Below are 23,601 nucleotides of genomic sequence, written 5' to 3'. Positions count from 1 at the left end.
TGCCCGCGGACCACGAGTTGACATGCGTACCCACGCCTGGTGCCCACCCGAATCTCCCTTGAAAGACGGGTGACCCCTCCGGCTGGCAGCCCGACGCGCCGGGTGGCCGGAGGAACAGCAACAGAGGCAAACGCGGGCTACCAACGACTAGCCGGGAAAGTGGCTAGAAAAGGAAGTCGTATTCCGGTGTGCCGGGGCGCAGATGCTGGATGTGAAGGGACGATTCCCGCATGCGTGAGAGGAGGGGCTCGAGATTGGCACTATCGGCAAGCTCGATACCGACCAGTGCGGTTCCCACGTCACGGTTGTTTTTCTTCAGGTACTCGAAGCGAGCAATGTCGTCATCCTCACCAAGCACGTCGGTGAGGAAGCCCCGAAGCTGGCCGGGTTCCTGCGGGAAATTGACCAGGAAGTAGTGTTTCAAACCACGATGAACAAGGTCACGTTCCACAATCTCTGAATAGCGGAGAACATCATTGTTACCTCCGGAGATGATGCACACGTTGACGCTTCCCGGTGCAATCTCACCGAACTCGACGAGACCAGTGACGGACAGGGCACCCGCTGTTTCTGCGATGATGCCCTCGTTTTGGTAGAGCTCGAGCAACTCCGTGCACACGGCTCCCTCATTTGCCGAACGCATGACCAACCGATCCCAGTTTTCCTTAGCGATGGCGTAGTTCACCTCGCCTACGCGAGCGACAGCGGCACCGTCGATGAACGGATCAACCCCGTGAACCGTCACGGGGCCACCGTTGGCAAGTGCGGCCTGCATCGAGGCTGCCGTCTGCGGCTCGATACCAACGATGGTGGTCTCCGGGGACATACTCGCGAAGTAGCTCAGCGTGCCTCCGAGCAGACCGCCACCGCCGACGGGGACGAAGACATTATCCGCAGTCTTGCCCTTGGAAGACAGCTGGCTGATGATTTCCGCCGCAACGGTGCCCTGGCCGATGACCGTGTTGCGGGCGTTGAACGGTTCGATCATGGTGGCGCCGTTTTCTTCTACGTAGGCGTGCGCAGCGGCGGCGGCCTCGTCGAAGTTCTTTCCCGTTAACACGACTTCCACCCATTCCCCGCCGTGAACCTTGATGCGGTTGAGCTTCTGCTTGGGTGTGGGCGCGGGAACGAAGATCCGGCCGTGAATCTTCAGACTGCGGCATGCATAGGCCACGCCCTGTGCATGGTTACCTGCGGAAGCTGCAACGATTCCGGCGGCACGCTCCTCGTCACTGAGTTGGACAATAGAGTTGTAGGCACCGCGGATCTTGTAACTGCGAACGTCCTGCAAATCCTCTCTTTTGAGGTAAACCTCCGCTCCAATCTGCTCGGACAGACGTGGGCAGTACTGCAACGAGGTGGGCGCAATAACGGCAGAAATTCGGGACTGAGCGTGCTGAATCTCTGCTGCGGTGACGGAATGCCAATCTGAAAGTTCTTTGTCCATGCGCCAATTGTAGTGTGTGCGCGGGGTAATCTCTGATTTTTGCACTGAGTATCGTGAAACTTCCGTTGAGGAACAGGCACCCCCGCCCGCAGGCACCCCCGGCCCGGCGAGATTCACTTTCCGTTCATGCCACGTCTGCCTTGCCGTTACTCAGCGTTGCGACAATGACCAGGAAAGACGCAGGCACGTACAGGCACAGAAGTGTCCACGAAGGGATCGAAAGATACGCAATGAAGACGAAGAAGTTTGTCGCAGGACTAGTGAGCGCCTCCATTGTGATGGTAACGGTGACGGGGGCACAAGCGGGGGCGGTGATCGTCGACAAGCCAGTAACCGCTGGGACAGGCGAGCTGACCGTGGAAGCCATCGGAACCCACGAAACGGGTGAGTTTGAAAAATCCGCAGCCGAGATCGTGGCGTACGACCGAGGGTCCAACCGACTGCTCATCGTCAACGCGCTGAGTGGCGCCGTCACCATTGTGGACATTTCCGATCCGACCTCCCCCAAGGAAGTAGGAGCCGTCCACGCGGGCGCGGACACGACCGTCAACTCAGTCTCCGTGCGCGCCGACGGCCTGGCTATCGCCACAGTCGAACCGGCGACGAAGACGGATCCCGGCGAGGTCATCCTCTTCGATGCGGCGGGTGACGGCACGATCCTGCAGCGCCTGCCCGTCGGTGCGCTGCCGGACATGGTGACCTTTGATGAGACCGGCGCATACGCCGCTGTGGCAAACGAGGGGGAACCTGCGGAGGATTACTCCGTCGACCCTGAGGGTTCCGTCAGCGTCATCTCCATCCCAGGTTCGCTTGTCGACGGCGCGCTCAGCGCCCCCGCCACCGTCTCCACGGCGACGTTCGGTGAGACTGTCCCAGAAGGTGTCCGCATCTTTGGACCGGAGTCTAACGGGACGACACCGTCAGTGGCTGCCAACCTGGAGCCCGAGTACATTGCGGTAAAGGACGCGAAGGCCTACGTGACGTTGCAAGAGAACAACGCCATTGCCACCGTCGATATCGCCACAGCTACTGTGGAAAACATCATGCCGCTCGGTACCGTTGACCTGAGAAACGTCGGCATGGATGTCTCGGACAAGGATGACAAGATCAACATCGCACACTGGCCGGTAAAGTCCTTCCTCCTCCCCGATTCCATTGGTGTCTACACTGTCGGCGGCTCCACCTACCTGGTTACGGCAAACGAGGGCGACGGTCGTGACTGGGACGGCTACTCGGAGGAAGCACGGGTGAAAGACCTCGGGAAGGATGGTCTCCCGCCACTGGCAGACGATTTTGAATTCGGCGGAGCTGTCGATTCCAAGACTGGAGAGTCCATCACTACAGCTAAGCAGCTGCAGGAAAAGCACAACCTGGGCAGGCTGAAGATCACCACCTCTGCTGGCCTCAACGAGGATGGAACTGCCTTCTCTGAGCTGTACACCTTCGGCGGGCGCGGGTTCAGTATCTTCGATACTGCGGGCAACCGGGTGTTCAATTCCGATTCCGAGTTTGAGGAAATTCTCGCGCGCACCGTTCCCGAGTATTTCAACTCTGACCATGTGGAAAACGAGTTCGATAGCCGTTCTGATGCGAAGGGTCCGGAGGCAGAGGGCCTCGTCCTCGGCATGATCGGCGACAAGACATACGCCTTCATCGGGCTGGAGCGCATCGGCGGAATCATGGTGTATGACATCACGACTCCCGCCGCCGCCCACTTCGTGTCCTATATCAACAACCGGGACTTCTCCGTTGACCCCGAGGAGGGCGAGAACCCTGCATGGCAGGATGCCGGCGACCTCGGTCCGGAGGGCCTGACGTTCATTCCTGCGAAGGATTCCCCCAATGGCGAGAACCTGCTTGTGGTGGGCAACGAGGTTTCGGGCACCACGACGATCTTCACGGTGAAGGCCAAGGAAGAAGCCCCCGACAACACCCACAACAACGGAAACACCACGACCGGAGCTGACTCGACTGAAAACGGGGGCCTGTCCACCCTCGGTACGATCGCTGTCAGCCTCATCACGAGCTTCGTTGCTGTCCTCACTGCGGCTATCGCTGCCGTACCCCAGCTGCAGTCAGTCCGCGACCGCATCGCCTCGCTGTTCCGTTAATCTCGCTGGCATCCCAGGAGATGCCACGGCGCGCACAGCGTAGCTACCACGCTGCGCCCAACGCAGCCACTGCGGTGTCCCACCCGCAGCCGTGTCCCACCCGCAGCCGTGTTCCACCCGCAGCCGTGTTCCACCCGCAGCGGTGTTCCACCTAACAGCTGTGTTCCCTCTGCCGTCTAGGAGAGATCCAATCTCCTAGGTGGCCTTTTCCCGCCGAAGCGTAGCTTACCCCCACGATTCACAGCATGCTTCTATTTTTTGCTTTCCATTTAATCCCTAAAGCTGCGACCTGACCACTTAGCAACTGCGAAGTTTACGCATGCTCCCAGACTTTTCAGAGATTCAGCCATCTCACTGCCGATCGTTTGCCCTCCATCTTGTTTCAGAGGATACAGATGATACGTTTATATATGTGTCTACCAGCGAAGACGAAACGTTTTCGAATCGGCCGGCATGTATTTCCTAACCACATATCAACCCTATGGAGACGAGGTTTTAGGTACGTCCCACGAGGACTGTGACTGCAAGGCTCGGCAACGCCCTGCCAGGTTCGGCCAGGTCGGGAGCAGGTTCGGCTAGGTCCGGAGCAGAGGCCACCAGCAACGTACCCGCCAACCCCTATAGCTCGGTTTGGGCCACGTCGCCGTCACCTGATGCAGCGTGTTCGGATCACATAGGCACAACCCGTCCTCTAAAGGAGAGCCATGAATAAGCCAACTTTTACAACAACCATCGCATCTCCCACTGACGTCAAACTTCCAATGTGGGCCTATGCAATCATGATCGGCGCAAGCATCACTGCAGGCTCATCGGTCGCTATGACCAGGCTGGGGATCCCCCTGTGGGGATGGGCCCTGGAATTTGTCATTATGACTCTGGTGGCATACTTCCTCGTTAGAAACAATGCCGTAGAAAAGAGCGACGGCGAAAAGGGAAATCCCACCTGCGTCGTCGCAAACCGCAGAAATCTCATCATTTTCGCCAGCGTCATGGCGATCCTCATCATCGCGGCAGTAGCCTTTGCTTTCTTCTAACTGCACCAAGTTAGCCGGTAGAGTGGGGAAAATCTCCAGCCCACGCTGGGTGTGGGTTTGTATGAGAACTCGGTGGCGAGAATTCGACGATGTGTCATCGGCAGATGACAAAGCCCGGGTACAGGTCATGGTGACCTGCACCCGGGCTTTTCTTGGTAGTTAAACCAACACGGATTTAGCCGAAGAGCTCCTTGCTGGCGATCTCTGCACCCTCAACGAGGGACTCGAGCTTGGCCCAAGCAATCTTGGAATTGATGCGACCACCGAGACCACAATCGGAGGAGGCGATAACCTTCTCCGGGCCTACGAACTCCGCGAAACGGATGATGCGGTCAGCCACGAGGCGTGGGTGCTCAATGGCATTGACGCAGTGAGAAATCACGCCCGGGTAAATGACCGTGTTTTCGGGCAGGGTGTGATCCTGCCATACACGCCACTCGTGGGCGTGACGCGGGGATGCGCCCTCGAAGGAGTAGCCACCGGCGTTAACCTCAAGAATCTGATCGATGATGTCAGCGAACGGGATATCCGTCGAGTGCGGCCCGTGCCAGGAACCCCAGCAGATGTGCAGGCGGGTGAGCTCCCGCGGAAGATCCTTAATGGCGTGGTTGAGTGCATCAATGCGGATTTGCAGCCACTTCTTGTAATCATCCAAAGAGGGCTCAGGGTTGATCTGATCCCATGATTCAGCAAGATCCGGAGCATCGAACTGCACGGTGAAGCCCGCATCGGTGATGACCTTGTATTCCTGCGCAAGCGCATCAGCACAGGCGTATACGACCTCTTCATCGGAGGAGTAAAACTCGTTCTTCAGGCGAGCAGCGGATCCCGGGGAAAGGGCGGCCACGAAGCCTTTATCGCCACCGGCAGCCTCGATGGCATCCTTGAGGAGCTTGACATCGGTTTCCACCTGCTCCTTGCCGATGTAAGTGATGGGACCCGTGAACTTGGGGTTACCCACCGCTGCGCGGCCAACGAGCACGCCAGCATCGGGGTCTTCGTATGCCTCACGGAAGCGCTCACGGTCACGACGATCCTGGAAACTGGTCAGCTGAATGTTACCGGGAGTCGAGCGGATCTTGTCCTCGTTTGCCCACCGATCCTCGTCAGTGATGGTGAGGCCACCCAGGCGAGTGAAGGAGTAGTTCCACCAGGCACCGTAGTCGACGGCACCGGAGGTCACGTGGCCATACTCCCCCTCGTTGACGATGTCGATACCGAGGTCTACCTGGCGCTTAACTACCTCGTTAACGGAATTGGTGAGGATCTCCTTGAATGCGTCCTCGCCGATCTCGTCGCGCTTGAGGTTTGCCTCCAGAAGCTCCGGCGTGCGGGGCAGAGAGCCGACGTGCGTGGTCAAAATTTTGTTCGCCATAACTTTTCCTTCAATCCTTTTAGAAACTACCTGCCGTGCTAGACAGCATGGTCTATATTAGCGCGAAGGTGAGAAAATGCCAGCTCCCTAGCGTGAATTTTGCAAACAAACCGCTCTGTCTAGTATTTATACCTTTTGAAGGGGGTAACCTACGGGGGGAAAAAGCGCCCCGGCAGCAGATCCTCCCCCACCACATGGTGTCTGTACCCGCACACACTCTCGCCTCCTCGCCTGGAGATCTCCCCACGAAAAAAGCTAACGACAAAGACGTCGGAGTTCGGCGAAGAGTACTACTACCGGCCGAAGCCTAGCTACCGGCAAAAACGCAGGTTGAAAAGTAGAAGGTCGATGACACGCCACGGTGCTGGGCGCAGCTCAGACCGTGTCGGACGGAGCCCAGCTTGTACGTATCTGAGCACACAACGCGCCACAACAGAAAGCCCAGGAACAGTGGAGCACTCCGGAGGAAAGCTGCGCACGAAGCATGCTGGAGGGCATTCCTCATGAGTGGTCTTCACGCTCACCTTCCTGCTCAGCCGTCAGCCGTCGTCGCTAGCTGACGGTCTCGGGTGGTGACTGCGTCGCTACCCGAGGATTCCCGCACCCATGGTGGCCTTGAGGTCGCCCATGAGGTTCGCAGAACGGTCGACGCGAAGGTTCTCGCCCAACACCATGAGGGTGGACTCGTTACCATCAACGAGGTTCAGGTAGACATCGGTTTGACCGGCGTTGCTGACCAACACATTCTTCAGACGGTGAATGTTTTCCAGAGTGCATTGTTCCGTAGTCATAGTTAGACGGAGTGGCACACCTGTGCCGGAGCCTGGGCCAAGATCAGCAGCGCGAAGGTCATCGCAGAACACGCTCATCCGATCATCGCGGATCGAGATATGAGCCTTAGCCAGGATGATGTTGTCTTCCACTACCTGCGGAGCAACGATCGAGTACACCTTGTTAAACACGAGGAGCTCCACGGATGCGCCGTTGTGATCCTCAATGGTTACGATCGCCCACGGAGAGCCGTCTCGCTTGGACACGCGCCTGTCAACACTCGAGATGATGCCGCCGATCTTTACCTCTCGCCCGTGCTTGAGTTCGCCGCCGAGAATCGTGGTCAGTTCGGTGTCCGTCTGTGCAGCTAACGCAGCCTCATAGCCATCCAGCGGGTGACCAGAGACGTATAGTCCAAGCATCTCCCGCTCGAGGGCAAGCTTGTGTTTCCTGTCCCATTCCTCATCGGGAACCTGAACATCGAAGACACTTGGCTCAACACCACCGGCGCTGTCACCCCCGCCGAGACCGGCGAAGAGGTCAAACTGCCCCTTATCCGCCGCCTTCTTTGTGGAGATGACGGAATCTACCGCATCCTCATGGATAAGCGCTAAGCCCTTGCGTGGGTGCCCAAGCGAGTCGAAAGCACCTGCCTTGATGAGGGACTCAGTCACGCGCTTGTTACACGGCAGCGTTTCGATCTTGTCCAGGTAGTCGGAGAAACTCGTGAAATCGCCCTTCTCCTTGCGGGTCTTGACGATGGAGTCCACCACGTCGGCACCAACGTTGCGGACGGCACCGAGACCAAAGCGGACATCATCGCCAACAGCCTGAAAGTTCTGGAGGCTGGCATTAACATCCGGTGGCAGAACCTTGATCCCCAAGTGACGACAGTCCGCCAGATAGATGGCTGACTTGTCCTTGTTGTCACCCACCGAGGTCAACAGGGCCGCCATATACTCCTGCGTGTAGAAGGTCTTCATGTACGCCGTCCAGTAGCTCACGACGGAGTAACCAGCAGCGTGGGACTTGTTAAACGCGTAGGAAGCGAACGGCTCGATCGTGCCCCACAGCGCATCAATGGCATCCTGCGAGTAGCCGTTGTCTTTCATGCCACCGGAGAACTTCGCGTACTGCTTCTTCAGCACCTCGGGCTTCTTTTTACCCATCGCCTTACGGAATGTGTCTGCCTCGCCGGCCGAGTAGTTCGCCACCTTCTGCGAGATCTTCATGATCTGCTCCTGGTAGACGATGAGGCCGTACGTGTCGTGCAGAATCTCCTCGAGAGGCTCGGCAAGCTCCGGGTGAATCGGCTCGATGGGTTTCTTGCCGTTTTTGCGGTCAGCGTAATCCATGTGCGCGTTCATGCCCATCGGACCCGGGCGGTAAAGCGCCAAAGCGGCCACGATGTCGTCAAAGCCCGTTGGCTTCATGCGCCGCAGAAGCTCACGCATGCCACCACCATCGAGCTGGAACACGCCCAGCGTATCGCCACGGCCCAAGAGGTCATACACCTCCGGAGCATCGTAAGTGAGATCCTCAAGCACAACCGTTTCGCCACGGTTTTCCTTGATGTTTTCCAGGGCGTCGTTGAGCACCGTGAGGTTACGAAGCCCCAGGAAGTCCATCTTCAACAGGCCAATAGCCTCGCAGGCCGGGTAGGGCCAGCCGGTAATAATGGCACCGTCCTGTGCACGTTTCCACATGGGAATGTGCTCCATGAGGGGTACGCACGCCATAATCACAGCACATGCGTGCACGCCGGCCTGACGGACAACACCTTCCAATCCACGGGCCGTCTCGAAGATTTTCCGCACATCGGGGTCGGTCTCAATGAGTTGGCGCACCTCGCCGGCCTCGTTGTAGCGCTTGTCGTTCGGGTCGACAATGCCTTTCAGAGTAATGTCCTTGCCCATGATCGCCGGAGGCAAGAGCTTGGTCACGCGGTCTGCGATCTGATAGCCAGGCTGGCCAAACTGCACGCGGGCAGAGTCCTTCAACGCCTGCTTCGTCTTCACCGTACCGAACGTGATCACCTGCGCGATCTTGTCGGCACCCCAGCGCTCAGCGGCGTAGGTAATCATTTCGGAGCGGCGACGATCGTCGAAGTCGATATCGATATCAGGCGCGGAGGGGCGCTCTGGGTTCAGGAACCTCTCAAAGAGGAGTCCGTGCTCCATCGGGTCGATGTTCGTAATCGTCATGGCGTAGGCCACGAGAGAACCCGCGGCGGAGCCACGGCCGGGACCGACGCGGATACCGACGGAGCGGGCGTGCTTGATGAGTTCAGCCACGATGAGGAAGTACGACGGGTAGCCCTTGAAATCGATAACCTCAATCTCGTATTTTGCCCGGTCAATGTACTCCTGCGGCACCTCGGAATCCGGGAACCGTCTCTTCAGCCCCTCCATCACCTCGTGTGTCAGCCACGAGGTCGGTGTCTCCCCCTCGGGCACATCGGCGATCGGCATACGGTCGTGCGTGTGCGGCTCCCAGATCTCTGAATAGTCTCCCACGCGCTCGGCGATCCACAAGGTGTTATCGCACGCACCGGGGACCATGTTGTCCCATGTATCGCGCATCTGCGCCGCCGTCTTGATGTAGTAACCGTCGCCACCGAACTTGAAGCGATCCGGGTCTTGCAGGGTCTTACCGGTTTGGACACACAGCATGGCCTCGTGGTCGTGGGACTGCGATTGGAGAACGTAATGGCAGTCATTTGTAACCAGGGGTGGGAGATTCAGACGCTTGCCAATCTCCAGCAGCTGATCTCGTACCCGCCGCTCAATGTCGAGTCCGTGATCCATGAGTTCAAGGAAGAAGTTGTCCTTGCCGTAGATGTCCTGCCACCTCGCGGCAGCGGCGAGGGCTTCATCAAACTGTCCGAGGCGCAAGCGTGTTTGCACATCGCCGGAGGGACATCCCGTGGTGGCGATAATTCCCTCCGCGTGCTCGGAGATGAGCTCAGCATCCATGCGTGGCCATTTACCCAGCTGCCCCTCGTAGGAGGCCATGGAGGATAGGTGGAACAGATTCTTAAGTCCCGTGACGTTTTCGGCGATCATGGTCTGGTGCAGGTAGGCACCAGACGCGGACACGTCGTCCCTCTTCTGGTGTGGCTCACCCCACAGGACGCGCTTCTTGTTGAAGCGACTATCTGGTGCCATGTACGTCTCGATACCGATGATCGGCTTGATTCCCTCTGCGGTCATCTTTCGGTAGAAAGCATCGGAGCCGAACATGTTGCCGTGGTCGGTCATCCCTACTGCGGGCATCCCCTGGCGTTTAACCTCTTCGGCCAGGAGATCCACCTTCGCCATGCCGTCCAGCATCGAGTATTCGGTGTGGTTATGCAGATGCACGAAGGAGGAATTGCTCATGGTGCCACATTCTAGCCAGACCGACCCCGCGGGTACAGTCCCCAGCACAGCAATACTTAGCCGGCACGTACGCACCGCGTCTCGTCGCACGGTGCGCCCTCCACCGTAGCTTCCTCCCACGGTGCGCCCCACCGCCCCGCCTCGCTGGGCACGCCCTCCACCGCCCTTGTCTCGCTGGGTGGCTCCCCGCCCCGCCCTATCCCGGTCTGATCGGCTACTCACCGACTATGGATTAGGCGACATTGTGAAACGAAAACACTACCATGTACTCCCATGCTTCTCGGTGCGCTCTGCTATTTCCTCTGGGGGCTTTTCCCCGCCTACTTCCCACTCTTGGAGCCGGCTGGCGCGGTGGAAATCATCGCCCACCGGATCACCTGGACGGCTGTACTCATGGGTATCGTTTGCGTTGCCACGGGGGCCCATCGGGAATTGCGCGCCCTACGTGCCTCCCAGTGGGGAGTGCTCGCTGTCGCGGGGATCCTTGTCGCCTCGAACTGGCTCATCTACGTTTTCGCGGTCAACAGCGGGCACGTTGCTGAGGCGGCTCTCGGCTACTTCATCAACCCGCTGGTAAACGTCGCCTTCGGAATGGCGATATTCGGGGAACGGTTGCAGCCCTTGAAGAAGGTGGCCGTGGGTATTGCCACCGTCGCCGTCGTCTTCATCACCGTCGCAGAGGGGTCGTTTCCATTCCTCGGTGTCGGTGTCGCCGTCACGTTTGCCCTTTATGGGGCAGTAAAGAAGAAGGTGACAATCTCCTCTGTCGCCTCGGTCACTGCGGAGACAGCCGTCCTTGCGCCGTTCGCCATCGCTTTCCTCGTTTACATGGAGGCCACCGGTTCCGGCACGTTTACGGGCAATGGCCCCGGTCACGCGGCTCTCCTGTCCACCACCGGCATCGTCACGGGCGTACCGCTTTTACTCTTCGGCACGGCGGTGCAGCGGGTCAGCCTCTCCACAATGGGGATGTTGCAGTTCATCTCCCCCACGATGCAGTTCTTTTGGGCGCTGCTTGTCACCCACGAGGAGTTCAGTACCACCCGCTGGGTGGGGTTCTTCATCATCTGGGTGGCAATCGGAATGTACCTTGTCAGTGACGCACGCACGGCACGTACCCGCCGTTCACGGCTTGTCGACGATCAGGTGAACCCAACCTAGCTGATCGCTAACTAGGCGCACATAACTAGGCGCGCAGTGGTGTCTACAGGGATGGCCCATACGGGGATGGCTATACCGGAAAGGCCCACGCTGGAAGGGTTTGTACTGCATTATTCGCCGACGCGCACCGGGCGTACACCGACAAAGCCCCACGTGGCATCCGACGGAAGAACCTCCACATGGAGGACGGTCGGGTCCTCGTGCATGGCGACGAGTGTGTCTGGATCGGTAAAAACAACGAGTCCCGCAGCAACGTCGGCACCCGCGATTTTTCCGTACGTGTGGAAAAGCTCCTCGCGGGTCGCATAGGGCCCTGGTTCCGGCACCGTCACGGGGGCACGATCAGAAGAAACAACCTGGCTCACGCGCTGGCTGGGGTAACGATCGGCAAAGGCCGCGGCGTCGGCAAGCGGAAGCGGTGTGACGAAGGTGACCATGGCCCAGGAGGTGACGCCGGGGCGAGCAAACGGCGTGCGCGCCATGTATTCGGCAACAGTTTCACCGGACTCCGGGCCAAGCTGGTCTTCATATATCGGGGCCTTGTCCGGTGCCGAGCAGCCAGACAGCGTGCACACGAGCCCCACGGCCGTAGCCACCGCGAGCAACCGTCTAGTTCTCACGGAGAATCTCCAGCGCATGCGACAAATCCTCCGGGTAATCCGACTCGATAACAAGATGTTTGCCGTTCGGGTGGTCGAATCCCAGGGACACGGCGTGCAACCACTGCCGGTTGAGTCCCAACCTCTTGGCGAGTTTCGGATCGCACCCGTACATGGGATCGCCCACGCACGGATGGTGAAGCGAGGAGAAGTGTACGCGAATCTGGTGTGTGCGCCCCGTTTCCAGGTGCACCTTGAGCAGGGAAGCCTCGCGGAAGGCCTCCAACGTCTCGTAGTGGGTGACGGCCATCTTGCCACCCTCGACGACGGCGAACTTGTAGCTCTTCTTCGGGTGGCGCCCAATCGGTGCCTCGATTGTCCCCTCCAGCGGATCCGGATGCCCCTGCACCACAGCGTGGTAGGTCTTGTCCACGGTGCGCTCCCGAAACGCCCGCTTAAGAAGCGTATATGCGCGCTCAGAACGAGCGATGACCATGACACCGCTCGTACCCACATCCAACCGGTGCACAATGCCTTTGCGCTCCGGCGGGCCTGAGGTGGTGACGTCGATGCCCGCGGCGGCCAGACCACCGAGGACGGTCTTTCCTTCCCACCCCACAGTCGGGTGCGCGGCGACACCGACGGGCTTATCCACCACGACGACATCGGAGTCCACGTGGAGAATCTTCATCCCCACTACCTCCTCTGCCTGCGGCAGAAGGGGCTTTTTTGGCCCGGGTAGGCGCACATCAACCCACGTTCCTGGGGTGAGCCGCGTGGATTTACTGATGATCATGTCATCCTGGCGCACTCCCTCGTCAGCGATGATCTCGGCGACGGCGGACCGGGACAATCCCAGAAGCTTAGAGAGCCCTTGATCAGCGCGCAGGCCACCGAGTCCTTCCGGAATGGGAAGCCTCCGCACCGTCATTGTCCCAGCTCCTCTGCGGCTTCCTCCACTTTCTCACCGGTGGCATCAGCGGTTGTTTCTGTACCTGCTTTTCCGGTCGACTTCTTATTTGATTTCCCGCTTTTTTCTTCCTCAGCTCCTTGCTCTTCAAGGAGCACACCGATGATGAATATGACGACACCGACGGTGATCGCGGAATCAGCAATGTTAAAAATGGCGAAGCTGCCCACGGAAATGAAGTCGACGACATGGCCGATGAAGAAACCCGGCGCGCGGAACAGTCGGTCGATGACGTTACCCAATGCTCCGCCAGCGATGAGCGCGACTCCGATTGCCGTCCAGTTGCTTGTGAGCCGGGGCAGGAAATAGGTGAATACGGCCACAATGAATACAAGCTGGATGGTGGTGAACACCCACGTGGCGTTCTCTCCCATGGAGAATGCCGCCCCGGAATTGAAGGTAAGGAGGAACCGGAACCAATCGCCGACGATGGGGACCTTCTCCCCCGGGCTCATATTGGCAAGAACCAGTGTTTTTACTACCTGGTCGATGACGGCAACGATGAGCGTTACTGCTAGAACTAACCTTCCATATCTTCTCGTGAGTGTAGCCACCTCAATATTGTTACCTATGACAGCGGGTAATTGCCAATGGCACGCTCCCACCCCGTCGCACGCTGTCACGAACCATACCTATTCCCCTCACTTTTTCCTCCCCCGTCCCGCGACGGTGCGCGGGCACCGTCGCACCAGTTCCCCTGGACACCATCGGACTTGTTTTTTTCATCAACCTCGCACTGCGATCTGCGCGGTACGAGGCCGACGCGGACAATGCCCAAGCTGGCGCTCGTATATCCCGGGCAACGCCCAAGCGTGCACTCCTACATCCCGGGCAAAGCCCAAGCGTGCACTCCTATACCTCTAGCTGAGAAAGGCCGAGCCTTGATTGTCTGCCACGACTCCGCCTCCATTATCGTGAGAGGAGTGAAGAATACTGTTATCCGCGCTGTCTTGTCTGTCAGTATCATTGCCACGCTCACTCTGACGGGGTGTGCCTCAGATGACTCCGCCTCCAGCTCATCCCCCACCACCACGAGTGTGAAGGCGGCTATCTCCGCGCCACGGGTGACAGTGCTCACTCCTGGCGAGGGCAACCGCGTCCCCGTCGCCTACCAAGATATGGATGCCACGCAGCAGGCACCGTTTAACGTCAGTCTCGGCTTTTCTCAAGACGCCGTCCCCTCAGCACAGGTTGCGTCCCAGCCACCGTCCGAGGTCTCCGGGGCACCACTCACCGCATCCGCCAGCCTATCCACTACGCAGTTAACCGACGATGAAGCGGGTGCCTCCCGCAGCGTCAGCATGACGCTCACCGAGCTGACACGCAAGGATCCCTCGGCAGCAAGCGTTGCCGATACTGTAGATGTCAGCGTCGCCAACGGGATCACAGTGCTCTGGGATGCCACCGGCACAGGTCGCGTCACGGCCATTAGCTACGATCTTCCTGAAGGAAGCAACGACCAGGTCAACGCGCTCCTAGAAGGGTACGTGTCCGCTCTCCTCGGGCAGCTCGTTATCTTCCCCGACGAGCCGCTGGCGCCCGGTGCGCGCTGGACTGTGGAGATGCCCGTCATTGGCGAATCTAACACCTCACAGGAAACCACCTACACACTCATCAGCCACGAGGGCACGACAGTTGTCGTCGATGCCACTATCTCCCAGCGTCCGACGGTTGGTTCCCTCACCCTGGACAGCGGAGAGAAGGTAGATATCCAATCCGCAGAAACGTCCAGCAATGCCCGGGTGACCATCGATTTGACCAAGCCCTTCCCCGTGGCAGGCAGGTCCTCTTTCACCACCCGCACGGTTTACGGAAACGCCACAAGCCAGTACGCCGTTGTCCAGGACGCTCACCAATCCACCGTATTTGACTAGCACGTTTGGGCCTCGGACCTTTAATTCGCACCGCTTTGCTTGGGACCGTGTGGCTGCGACCGCGTAGTTAAGATGTCTCCTTCTCGTTGGCCATTGCTTCACCAGCCATCTGAGCCCTTCCCGCTGCACCTGCACACCGTGTTTAACGCGTGAGCGTTGGCATCGAAAAGCTAAAAACAGTTACGAAGTAGTGCGGTGAAGGAAAGGGAACAGAGGTGGGGAAAAATAGAGCGCAGCGAGCCTGTGCGGGAGACCCGCGGCAATTCCAGCGGGAAACCAGTAAGAATTCCGTCGGGAAACCAGTGGGAAGTCCGGCCGGTAACCGGTGGGAATTCCGGCGGGAATGGTAAGGAGCATCCTCCGCGCAGAGCCCGCACACAATCCGCACCGCCATATTTAGGTTTTAGGTGGTGAGCGAAATAAAATAGAAAGGGTTAAAGTTATCTGGGCTTTCTACCTGGGATACCGGCACGCCCCTGTGCCCGCGCAATGAGCCCACTTACGTTGTGAGGAAGACATGAAAAAGTACGTTAAAGCCGACGGCGTGAGCTTTTCTTACCCCGGCGGCACACGGATCCTCACCGACATCACATTCACCGTAGGGGCAGGCCAAGTCGCCGGATTAATCGGGGAAAACGGTTCCGGTAAATCCACCACCCTGTCCCTCCTCGCGGGCCTCCACCAGCCAGATGCAGGAACTCTCCATCTCCCCGAGCACACGCGTTTCCTGCCACAGGAAGTCAGCCTCCGGCCCGACAACACCGTGCAGGACCTCATCGACCACGCGGTTGGGGAAGTCCAGGACATCGAAAAAGACATCGTCGAGCTTTCCGCACGCCTCGCCGAAGCACCCAACCTTGTCAGCCTGTCCACCGCCTACGACGATGCCCTCGCACGCGCTGACGCATTCCAACTGTGGACCCTTGATTCACGCATTGAGCAGGTACTTACCGGCCTCGGGGTGGAAAACCTCGACCGGCGCGCCACGATCGCGGAGATCTCCGGTGGCCAGCGCCGCCGTCTCGCCCTCGCTATGCTGCTGGTCTCCCCCGCTGACTGCTTACTTATCGACGAGCCGACGAACCACCTCGACGACGATGCTACCGACTTCATCATCGACGAGCTGAAAAACTACCGCGGTCCGGTCATCACCGCCAGCCACAACCGCTACTACCTGGACAACGCCGCCAACTGCATTATCGACCTCGACCCGGGGCTTGCCCCGGAGGGCGGGCGCGGCGAAGCAACTCGCCAAGCCACGTTTTTCACCGGCACCTTCTCCGATTACCTCGAGGAACGTGACAAGACACGCGAACGCTGGCGCTCCCTGTACAACGCTCAAGAAAACGAACGGGCAATGCTGGAGAACAAGCTGTATAAGCGGGAAGAAGATATCTTCCACTCCACGGAGAACAAGACAGAGGTGCGCAAGTCTGCCAAGTTCTTCGCCGATCGCGCGGCGAAGACAGCCGGAACCCGCATCCGGCAAGCGAAAAACCGCCTGGAGGAACTCCAGCGCAACGCGCTCCCCGAGCCACCACACCCGCTCACCTTTGCCACCGGCAACACCGATCAGGTGACGGTGACGCGGTCCCCGGAGCCGTCGATAAGCCTCTTCGACATCGCCGTAGAAGACCGTATGCCGAACGTCGACCTGGATATCTACGACCGCGAGCACGTCCTTATTGAGGGAGTCAACGGCGCCGGAAAGTCGACGCTTCTCGGCGTCATTGCGGGGACCGTGCCCTTCAGCGAAGGCTTTATGACCATCGCCGAGGAACTCACCGTGGGATACCTCGCGCAGGATTCCCGATGGGATGACATGGGAAAGAGCGCCGCAGACACCTTCGCCGCAGCGGTTCCTGCAGGTTCACCGTCCTTGGAGGAAATGGGTCTGCTCACCGCAGACAAGGCACGGCTGCCCATGCGCTCCCTCAGCTTGGGGCAACGGCGTCGCGTCGCCATCGGGATTACACTCGCCTCCCCGCCGGACATTCTGCTTCTCGACGAGCCGACCAACCACATCTCCCTTACCCTCGCTGAGGATCTGGAACGGGCGATCGCGGCCTTCCCCGGCATCGTCATCGTCGCAAGCCACGACCGCTGGCTCCGCGACCGCTGGCAAGGCCGACGTTTCGCTATGAGCCATGAGGAGGGGCTGACGGAGCTCGCAGGTAGCTCCCGCTAAGAAAACGGTCGCGCCGCCTTTCCACTGTTCCTCATAACCGGCTCGTCAGAGCCGGCTCGTCAGAGCCGGCTCTCACAGCGAAGACGCAAACCGGAACCAAAATGAAAAAGCGCGCATGCCGTGTGGAATGCGCGCTTAAGCGTTGTTGAAACTGGCTGCTCCAGCCGGTGCCGTGGGACTCTACGTTACTGAACCGGAGCCTCAGCGGGAGCCGATGCCTCGGCAGGTGCCGGTGCCGGGTCTACACCCTCGGCGGGAGCTGCGGGGGCTGCAGGATCAACGGGGGCAGGTGCAGCGTTGCCACCGAGGCACATCGGGGGAACCTGCTCAGGCTGTACGGTGTTCTGGATGAGGGTACATGCCCACTGCTGAGAGAGCTTCCAGTGGCCGTCCTCGAAAACGAACTCAACGTTCTCGGCGGTCTGGGGAGCCATATCCGGCAGCGTGAAGTTCACGGTAGCCAGGACGGAATCCGGGGTGTAACCGGGGAGCACCGGCTCAACGACGGTGAAGTTCGCGCCAGACTCGGCCTTGGACTGGGTCATGGTCTCGAAGAGCTCAGGAGCGGTCTCGCCACCTTGGACGGTGAGGATCTTCTGCTCAACCGTGGCAGCCGGATCAGTTGCGGTTGCGATGACCGCATTAAGGTCCGCTACCGTCGGCAATGCGGCGGCGCTGGGGGCAGCCTCAGAGGTGGTGGACTCAACAGCCGCAGAAGTCGTCGCAGACGTCGTCGTATCGTCAGATCCGCCGCCACATGCGCTCACGAACACGGACAGGCCCATCGCCATGGCAGCTAGTGCAATCTTCGAGGTTTTCACGATTCTCCTTTTCCGGTGGCTCCCGCCACCGTTAGTCGGCTGTTACTTCGGCCACTTCTTATCCACTGGCCACAATCGTCTACATCGTACACGCGTAGACACCGTTACCAAAAAGTAATAAACGGTTCCGGCTGACTCACGTTACGTAACCCACCCTCTGACACAATCAGACTGTCATTATTCATAACGGCCACCACATAGTCAAAGTCCCCGTCTGACCAATGTTTCTTCTCTTTTCGGGTTTCTCACTGCCCACTGTTGCTGCCTCCCGCGAACCAGCTCATCTATGCCCACACCTACTCGCGTGCCCTATCCCACACTGACTGCAGAAAACAGACCACACGTCGCTTTCCCCGGTGCTCCTCGGCTACTCCCTCACACCCTCGCTTTGCCCGCAGAGGTTTCCTTGCTCACCTCACGGAGTTATCCTCGCTCACCCCGCGAAGGTTTCCTCGCTAAACCCACGGAGTTATCAGATGTCCGGTGTTAAGGTTACGTATATGACTAATGCCGTTCCTTCACGTCACATCGTCGTCGTCACAACCGGTGGCACAATCGCTTGCACCACCGACGAACAGGGAGCCCTCGTCCCCACCAAAACTGGAGACGATCTGATTGAAGCAATCACCCCGCAACTGGAGGGATCCGGAATCTCCCTGTCCTGGCATCCACTTACCCAGCTCGACTCCTCCTCCCTCACGATGAAGGATCTCGATCTGATCGTCGGCTGCATCCGGGAGGTTTTCGAGGACGAATCTGTCGAGGGCATTGTGGTCACCCACGGCACCGACTCGATGGAGGAGTCCGCGCTCGCCGTCGATACGCTTATCGACGACCCCCGGCCGGTCATTTTCACCGGCGCTCAGCACCCGTTCGACGACCCGGACACAGACGGCCCCCAAAATCTCTTCGAGGCTGTCATGACGGCAGGCGAACCGTCCGCCCGCGGGATCGGCACCCTCATTGTCTTCGGCCACGCTGTGATCCCCGCCCGTGGCGCCCTCAAATTTCACACGTCAGACGAACTCGCGTTCGGTACGAACGCCCCCGAGGAGCCTGAGCGCGCAGACCCCGTCCCGCCTGTGACTCTCGCCGACACCCGCGTCGACGTGCTTTATGCCTACCCCGGCGCGCCACGGGACCTCATCGATAACGCCCTCGCCAGCGGTTCCCAGGGCATTGTCGTGGAGGCAATGGGCAACGGCAACGTGGGCACTGAGTTTGCCGAGGGCCTGGGCGATGTACTGGAAAAGGGCATCCCCGTTGTCATCTCCACCCGTGTGCCCCGCGGTGATGTGTCCGGCACCTACGGCGGTGTCGGCGGCGGAAAGACACTCCTGGACAAGGGTGCGCTGGGATCAAAGTACTTCCGCGCTGGTCAGTCCCGCATCCTCCTGGCCATCGCCATTGCATCCGGTAGACACCCGGCAACGTTGTTTTAGACTCCGCGTGGACGTTGAGGTTAACACCGCCACGTAGGAAGAGGGAGGCGACACAAAAAGTGTCGCCTCCCTTGTCGCATTACGTAGTGGGCCATCCCCTTCCTCCATCTGCGCCTCGGAGATCACCTCCCGAGGCTGCGCAGGATCGTCGCACTGGCGCTCCTCCATCACGTACTTCTCAGCCTGTGCATCCTGATCAATCGATCTCCGGATGAGAGTATTCTCCCGACCACTTCACCCCGGACTCTTCTCCTCCAGGTGGCAGGCCCTTTTTGTGCGAGCTCGCCGATATAACCTGCACCGCGCTTCACCCCGCTCCTAGAGTAGTCATCGGTGCCTTGGCACGTGAACCGCGCTACTCGTGCAGATCGTCAGATTGCTCCTGGGACTGGGGCAGATCGACGGTAGCCTCATCACCTTCGGTATCTTCCCAATCGAGGCTCCCTAACGGGTCTGCCGGCTGCAGCTCCTCATCATCGACGTCGAACGTGTGGATTCGTCCTGGGCCGGTCGTGCGTGTCTCAAACCGCACGGTGACAATTCCTCCACCCGTCCCCTGCACCCAGCCGTGCCCGAATTCCGGGTGCCAGACATCCTGCGTCGCACGCCAACGTGACACGACGGCCTCGCCCTCCGCGTTGACGGTAACCTCCGGAAAATCGACGCCTGCGTCGTACTCGGTAACGACTTCTTCCCGCACGATGTCTTGGTCAAGCTCCGGGAAAAGGACATCTTGCAGGGCTTCCTCCAGCCCTGAAAAACTCACGCCGACAAGACGGATCGCCCCCACCTCCGAGGGGTACCGAGTAATCCGCATCGCAGCTGCAAAAAGGGTATCGAACTCATCAGTCGCGTATGGCAACGTATAACTGCGCGATTCGATGTGAAAGTCAGCCATCTTCAGCTTCACAGTTACCGTCCGAGCGCCTCGCCCGTCTTTCAGAAGTCGCACATGGGCATCGTGGGCCGCCCGGCGAACTGCCTTATCCACCTCGTCCACAGTGGTGAGATCGCGCGCGTATGTCTGCTCGGCAGACACCTGTTTTGCCACCGCGCGGGGTGCGACCACGCGATCGTCATGTCCCCGCGCTAACTCCCACAGCGTGGCACCGACGGCTTTGCCAAGGGTAACCTCGACTTCCTTCTTGCTCATGGCGGCGAACTCAGCAATCGTCGTGATCCCCAGTCCACGAAGCTTCGCCTCTGCCACGGGCCCCACACCCCATAGTGAGCGGACTGGAAGGGGCCCGAGGATCTCTTCCTGCTTGTCTTTCGAAATGACGAAAGTGCCGTCTGGTTTTGCCAATCCGGACCCGATTTTGGCGTACTGTTTGCCCGTTCCAGCGCCGACAGATGACGGTATACCGATTGTCGTTCGGATCTTTTCACGAAGCTCGTTTGACCACGCAACTACCTCGTCGACACTGGCACCAACAAGGCTCGCCGGTTCCATGAAGGCCTCATCTACACTGAGTTGTTCGATGACTCCCGCTTCGTGCTCGATTAAGCGCATCACCCTGCGACTGACGGCAGAATAGACCGCCTTGCGAGGAGAAACGGAAACCGCAGTGTAGCCAACGAGCGCTCGGGCCTGATGCATAGGCATCGCCGAGTGCGCACCGAATGCCCTGGCTTCATACGAGGCTCCGGCCACGACACCACGACCGTTCACTCCCCCTACAAGAACCGGTTTACCGCGCAGCGTCGGTCGGGTTAATTGTTCACAGGATGCAAAGAAAGCATCCATATCGATGTGAAGAACCCAACGCTGCATACCCACATCTTAACCAGCAGTGGTCGACACCTTGCTCTCCACGGATTCGCTGGCGGAACCCTGTGTATGCCCTGCTGCAGCACCATGATGTGCAACGGCTCGCTTCCGCACGAAAAACCAGCCAATTCCGAATGCCGGGATGAGACCGAAAATCGTCACGGCTACCGTAGCGCTGCCCACTGGCTTATCAAAGGCCATCAGGACAAACACGCCGAGAAGAAACAAGAGAACGATCACATCGGAGACGGCGGACGACCGGTAATGAGGGCGTTCCTGACCGGAGCGAACAAAACCGATGTGAGCGAGGCAAATCATAGCCCACATCCCCAGGATTCCAATAGCTCCGAGGTTGAGGAACACTTCGAATGCCTTCTCCGGCACAAAGTAATTGGCGATAATACCGACCACCATAAGCGTGGCCGTGGTGATAATTCCGTTCTTCGGCACCCCATGCTCGGACAGCGTGCCAAGGTAACCGGGGGCAGACCCTGTCAAGGCGAGAGGTCGCAAAATCCGGGCAGTCGCGTACAAGCCCGCGTTGACACTCGATAGTGCAGCAGTAAGCACCACGAGGTTCATTATGTCCCCTGCGTAGGGCACACCGATGGAATTCATGAATGTAACAAAGGGGGACTCGCCTGCGCTGTAGGCCGTGTATGGAAGCAGGAAGCCAAGGAGCAGAATGGAGCCAACGTAGAAGAAGATAATCCGAAACACCGTCGTGTTAATCGCCTTGGGAATCTGGTGCTCAGGATCTGCTGTCTCTCCAGCAGTCACGCCGATCATATCGATGCCGGCGTAAGCAAACACCACGCCCTGGGTGAGAATCACCAGTGGCATGACTCCGTGAGGGAACCAATCACCAAGAGCTGTAGCGCTGATGGTTCCACCCGGCGCATGGCCAGTAACAAGGAGCGCAACGCCGACAATGAGGAAGATAACAAGCGCTCCAACTTTCACAGCTGCAAACCAGTACTCTGCTTCTCCGAATACCTTCACCCCCAGGAGGTTGACAGAGAGGACGACCGCAAGGGCGACTGCGACCAGCACCCACTGTGGCACGTCCTGGAAAATGGGCCAGAATTTCAGGTAAATCGCGACCGCCGTCAGATCCGTTGTGCCTACTGTGACCCATGCGAGAAAGTAGATCCATCCAGCAACGAAGGCGGCGGGCTCGCCGAGGAATTCGCGAGCGTAGGAAGCAAAGGACCCCGATGTTGGGCGGTGGACCACCATCTCCCCCAGACTGCGAAGCATGAGATAGCCGATGAGGCCACACACCGCATACACAAGTGCAAGACCTGGACCTCCGACGGCCAATCGCCCACCGGCGCCCAGGAACAACCCCGTTCCCAAGGCACCACCCAGTGCAATCATCTGGATATGGCGTGGCTTTAGATCTTTCTTATACCCTTGTGTCTCTTCTGCTCTGATTTTGTCCACGAATCCACTATATACCGCTCAGTCTATAAAGTGAACTAAGCGGTCTGTTTTCGGAGCGCAACCGCCACAACAATCAAGAGGATTCCGAAAACCTCCACGGCGGTAAGAAGCTGCCCAAGGACGATCATCCCGATTACCGCCGCTGTAACAGGTAGGAGCGACAAGAGAACGGCGTAATAGTCCGGTGATGCCATTTTCAGCATGACGAGGTCGAGCCCGTATGGAATTACCGCACTAAGGAGCCCCAATCCAAAGGCCATCGCAATGAGGAGGGATAGCTCCCCCACGCCGGAATAGGTACCCGTATTCCACCCTCCAGCCACAAAAGGACTCATCGCAGCGGATGCATAAATGAGGCCTACTCCCATTGACTGAAACGTCGACTCCCCATGTGCCAAGGTGTCGGATGCCAGAATATACAGCCCCCACAGAACTCCGGAAACGATGATCCAGATGATACCCACGGTGTTCGTCCCCCACTGTGTGCCGCTCAAGACCACCACACCGACAGCTGCCGCGATGAGCGCCAACCAGTCGCGTACTGTCCTGCTTCCCCACGCAGCTACGGCTATCGGCCCGATGAATTCGATGGCCACGGCCATTCCCAAGGGAATGCGGTCAATTGCCTCGTAAAAGGCAGTGTTCATCCCGAGAGTGACCAAACCATAAGCGAGAGCAGACCAGCTCAGCCAATGCTTCTTTTTCGGGCGAAAAATCGCAACCAAGATGATACCGGCAGCACCGACGCGCAGCCATGCAACGATCCACGGCGATTGCACATCGAAAAGATAAACCGCTAGCGCCGCACCAAGATAGTTGGAAGCGCCGGCGAGAGTCATCAGAAGGGGAACATACAGCTTGGTCACAAAGGGACATTGTAAAAGCCTGTTGTTTGTGGCACGAAAATGTGCGCTTGCACGAGCATGCCCCATTGCCCCTCGCCGCGGAGGCCTTCCCCCATAAGCAAACGGAGCCACAGATGGGTTAATGACGATGCGAAGGGGCGAGAGGCTGAGGGGGCTAACAGAAATGCTTGAGTCCAATCCACGCGGTTGTCTCCGGTCACAGTATGTGCACAGGCTCCACACCCTGCACACTCGTGGTGAGGGTATGGAGCCTTCGGCGGTGCCAACAACGGCCAACACACCTAGCCCTCATAGCTTACGTGCCGCGGCTGCGCTCGCCGCTATGGCTGCACTCGCTGCCGTGGC

Annotated in this window: 16 protein-coding genes; 6 read left to right on the top strand and 10 right to left on the bottom strand. The window is 58.9% G+C overall.

Annotation, left to right across the window (positions count from 1 at the left end; genetic code table 11):
- Window positions 1-163 precede the first annotated feature (163 nt).
- Complete coding sequence (gene ilvA, locus HMPREF3044_RS02460; RefSeq protein WP_005395556.1) at window positions 164-1,447, bottom strand: threonine ammonia-lyase IlvA; 1,284 nt, start codon at window positions 1,445-1,447, stop codon at window positions 164-166.
- 230 nt (window positions 1,448-1,677) lie between these two features.
- Here ilvA and HMPREF3044_RS02455 point away from each other — a divergent pair, with 230 nt between their 5' ends.
- Entirely contained in the window at window positions 1,678-3,558 is a 1,881-nt protein-coding gene (locus tag HMPREF3044_RS02455; RefSeq protein ID WP_246820850.1) for a choice-of-anchor I family protein, read from the top strand.
- A gap of 704 nt (window positions 3,559-4,262) precedes the next feature.
- Window positions 4,263-4,592 (top strand): hypothetical protein, encoded by a 330-nt coding sequence (locus HMPREF3044_RS02450; RefSeq protein ID WP_213084999.1) that lies wholly within the window; start codon window positions 4,263-4,265, stop codon window positions 4,590-4,592.
- 175 nt (window positions 4,593-4,767) lie between these two features.
- Here HMPREF3044_RS02450 and HMPREF3044_RS02445 read toward each other — a convergent pair whose 3' ends face one another.
- Both HMPREF3044_RS02445 and dnaE read right to left on the bottom strand, forming a co-directional pair.
- A complete protein-coding gene (locus HMPREF3044_RS02445; RefSeq protein WP_070739135.1) occupies window positions 4,768-5,967 on the bottom strand; it encodes a cobalamin-independent methionine synthase II family protein in 1,200 nt (399 codons plus the stop codon).
- Between the two features lie 584 nt (window positions 5,968-6,551).
- Window positions 6,552-10,118: a DNA polymerase III subunit alpha gene (gene dnaE, locus HMPREF3044_RS02440; RefSeq protein WP_005389502.1), complete on the bottom strand. Its 3,567-nt coding sequence runs from the start codon at window positions 10,116-10,118 to the stop codon at window positions 6,552-6,554.
- 273 nt (window positions 10,119-10,391) lie between these two features.
- On the opposite strand from dnaE, the gene rarD reads away from it, so the two are divergent.
- Window positions 10,392-11,279, top strand: coding sequence for an EamA family transporter RarD (rarD, locus tag HMPREF3044_RS02435; RefSeq protein WP_005395550.1), 888 nt, complete (start codon window positions 10,392-10,394; stop codon window positions 11,277-11,279).
- Between the two features lie 110 nt (window positions 11,280-11,389).
- Here the strand turns inward: rarD and HMPREF3044_RS02430 are convergent, their stop codons facing one another.
- Genes HMPREF3044_RS02430 through lspA form a run of 3 tightly spaced genes read right to left on the bottom strand, consistent with a single transcriptional unit; the run spans window position 11,390 to window position 13,402 of the window.
- Entirely contained in the window at window positions 11,390-11,899 is a 510-nt protein-coding gene (locus tag HMPREF3044_RS02430) for a hypothetical protein (protein WP_239170946.1), read from the bottom strand.
- Complete coding sequence (locus tag HMPREF3044_RS02425) at window positions 11,889-12,809, bottom strand: RluA family pseudouridine synthase (protein WP_005389499.1); 921 nt, start codon at window positions 12,807-12,809, stop codon at window positions 11,889-11,891. The genes HMPREF3044_RS02430 and HMPREF3044_RS02425 overlap by 11 nt, the downstream gene beginning before the upstream one ends.
- Window positions 12,806-13,402, bottom strand: a complete 597-nt coding sequence (lspA, locus tag HMPREF3044_RS02420; protein WP_005395548.1) for a signal peptidase II — start codon at window positions 13,400-13,402, stop codon at window positions 12,806-12,808. Before lspA ends, HMPREF3044_RS02425 begins: the two co-directional genes overlap by 4 nt.
- A 369-nt stretch (window positions 13,403-13,771) precedes the next feature.
- Here lspA and HMPREF3044_RS02415 point away from each other — a divergent pair, with 369 nt between their 5' ends.
- Window positions 13,772-14,722 (top strand): hypothetical protein, encoded by a 951-nt coding sequence (locus HMPREF3044_RS02415; RefSeq protein WP_231286037.1) that lies wholly within the window; start codon window positions 13,772-13,774, stop codon window positions 14,720-14,722.
- Between the two features lie 517 nt (window positions 14,723-15,239).
- Window positions 15,240-16,910, top strand: coding sequence for an ABC-F family ATP-binding cassette domain-containing protein (locus HMPREF3044_RS02410; protein ID WP_070739133.1), 1,671 nt, complete (start codon window positions 15,240-15,242; stop codon window positions 16,908-16,910).
- A gap of 185 nt (window positions 16,911-17,095) precedes the next feature.
- Here HMPREF3044_RS02410 and HMPREF3044_RS02405 read toward each other — a convergent pair whose 3' ends face one another.
- Window positions 17,096-17,731: a WKL family lipoprotein gene (locus tag HMPREF3044_RS02405; protein ID WP_371326109.1), complete on the bottom strand. Its 636-nt coding sequence runs from the start codon at window positions 17,729-17,731 to the stop codon at window positions 17,096-17,098.
- Between the two features lie 476 nt (window positions 17,732-18,207).
- Between HMPREF3044_RS02405 and HMPREF3044_RS02400 the strand changes: the two genes are divergently transcribed.
- Window positions 18,208-19,173: an asparaginase gene (locus tag HMPREF3044_RS02400; RefSeq protein ID WP_070739131.1), complete on the top strand. Its 966-nt coding sequence runs from the start codon at window positions 18,208-18,210 to the stop codon at window positions 19,171-19,173.
- Between the two features lie 355 nt (window positions 19,174-19,528).
- On the opposite strand, the gene HMPREF3044_RS02395 is transcribed toward HMPREF3044_RS02400, so the two are convergent.
- The 3 genes from HMPREF3044_RS02395 to HMPREF3044_RS02385 are packed head-to-tail and all read right to left on the bottom strand — an operon-like array spanning window position 19,529 to window position 23,229.
- Window positions 19,529-20,947, bottom strand: a complete 1,419-nt coding sequence (locus HMPREF3044_RS02395) for a DNA polymerase IV (RefSeq protein WP_005395539.1) — start codon at window positions 20,945-20,947, stop codon at window positions 19,529-19,531.
- Between the two features lie 9 nt (window positions 20,948-20,956).
- Window positions 20,957-22,390 carry an amino acid permease gene (locus tag HMPREF3044_RS02390; protein WP_070739129.1) on the bottom strand — a complete coding sequence of 478 codons (1,434 nt, stop codon included), beginning with the start codon at window positions 22,388-22,390 and terminating at the stop codon, window positions 20,957-20,959.
- Window positions 22,391-22,425: 35 nt separating this feature from the next.
- Entirely contained in the window at window positions 22,426-23,229 is an 804-nt protein-coding gene (locus HMPREF3044_RS02385) for an EamA family transporter (protein WP_070739212.1), read from the bottom strand.
- Window positions 23,230-23,601 lie beyond the last annotated feature (372 nt).

Source organism: Corynebacterium sp. HMSC073D01 (assembly GCF_001815555.1).
GTDB classification, from domain to species: Bacteria; Actinomycetota; Actinomycetes; order Mycobacteriales; family Mycobacteriaceae; genus Corynebacterium; species Corynebacterium glucuronolyticum.
Note: the sequence above shows the minus strand (reverse complement) of the source record. Positions and strands in the feature narration are given on the sequence as shown.

Coding starts and splice junctions, on each gene's coding strand:
- HMPREF3044_RS02385 (WP_070739212.1), bottom strand. CDS start 23,229: ATGACTCTCGCCGGCGCTTCCAACTATCTTGGTGCGGCGCTAGCGGTT.
- HMPREF3044_RS02445 (WP_070739135.1), bottom strand. CDS start 5,967: ATGGCGAACAAAATTTTGACCACGCACGTCGGCTCTCTGCCCCGCACG.
- HMPREF3044_RS02455 (WP_246820850.1), top strand. CDS start 1,678: ATGAAGACGAAGAAGTTTGTCGCAGGACTAGTGAGCGCCTCCATTGTG.
- HMPREF3044_RS02410 (WP_070739133.1), top strand. CDS start 15,240: ATGAAAAAGTACGTTAAAGCCGACGGCGTGAGCTTTTCTTACCCCGGC.
- HMPREF3044_RS02395 (WP_005395539.1), bottom strand. CDS start 20,947: ATGCAGCGTTGGGTTCTTCACATCGATATGGATGCTTTCTTTGCATCC.
- HMPREF3044_RS02425 (WP_005389499.1), bottom strand. CDS start 12,809: ATGACGGTGCGGAGGCTTCCCATTCCGGAAGGACTCGGTGGCCTGCGC.
- rarD (WP_005395550.1), top strand. CDS start 10,392: ATGCTTCTCGGTGCGCTCTGCTATTTCCTCTGGGGGCTTTTCCCCGCC.
- ilvA (WP_005395556.1), bottom strand. CDS start 1,447: ATGGACAAAGAACTTTCAGATTGGCATTCCGTCACCGCAGCAGAGATT.
- dnaE (WP_005389502.1), bottom strand. CDS start 10,118: ATGAGCAATTCCTCCTTCGTGCATCTGCATAACCACACCGAATACTCG.
- HMPREF3044_RS02400 (WP_070739131.1), top strand. CDS start 18,208: ATGTCCGGTGTTAAGGTTACGTATATGACTAATGCCGTTCCTTCACGT.
- HMPREF3044_RS02450 (WP_213084999.1), top strand. CDS start 4,263: ATGAATAAGCCAACTTTTACAACAACCATCGCATCTCCCACTGACGTC.